The following is a 656-nucleotide window of genomic DNA, read 5'->3' as shown; positions in this document are numbered from 1 at the left end:
GAACACGATGATGACGGCAACGGCATATTTCTCGAAATCATTGCCGCTGCCCATCGCCGGTCCCATGGCGTTGAGATTCGGCAGATCGTCCGGATCAAAGGGGCTGGCCGAGCCGTATTCGTCTTGACCGAGGGATTCGCGCATCATTCGTTCTCCGCTGAGCGGCAACAAACCATCAACGCTAGCCAAGTGCAACCGGCAACGCAGCCGCCATCACGCGTTCGCCACCCGGCTGGTGCCAACGTGCCACGGTTTCCTGGATAGCCTCAACGCCGAGGGCTTCGATCGGGTTCCACAAGCTTGATCTCTCTGGAAAAATCGCTGCGCACGATGCCGTGCCGCTGCAGCTTGTCGTAGAAGGTCTTGCGCGGAATGCCAAGCGCCTCGATCGTACGCCGGACATCGCCGCCATTGCGGCCAAGTGTCTCGCGGATGATCTCGGCCTCGTAGCGCTCCAGCCGTTCCGGCAAGGGCATCGAGACGTCCAAATCTGTCGGCTGAGCGGCGGGGCTGCTGCCGATCTCTTCCAGTCCGAGCACGAAGCGCTCGGCAAAATGGGCGAGCTCGCGGACATTGCCCGGCCAGTCGTGTTCGCGCAGATGGCGCTGGACGGCGGCCGGCGCCGCGGGCACCTGGCGATGAAAGCGGGCAGCGGC

Annotated in this window: 1 protein-coding gene; it reads right to left on the bottom strand. The window is 63.3% G+C overall.

Going from position 1 to position 656, the window contains the following annotated elements:
* Window positions 1–266 precede the first annotated feature (266 nt).
* A partial coding sequence (locus tag EOA60_RS36005; protein WP_281060822.1) for a helix-turn-helix domain-containing protein occupies window positions 267–656 on the bottom strand: 390 nt, incomplete at its 5' end.

It is taken from the genome of Mesorhizobium sp. M1A.F.Ca.IN.020.06.1.1, assembly GCF_004023265.1.
Taxonomy (GTDB): Bacteria; Pseudomonadota; Alphaproteobacteria; order Rhizobiales; family Rhizobiaceae; genus Mesorhizobium.
The sequence above is the reverse complement of the archived record's forward strand: the minus strand, read 5'-3'. Positions and strand labels throughout refer to the sequence as shown.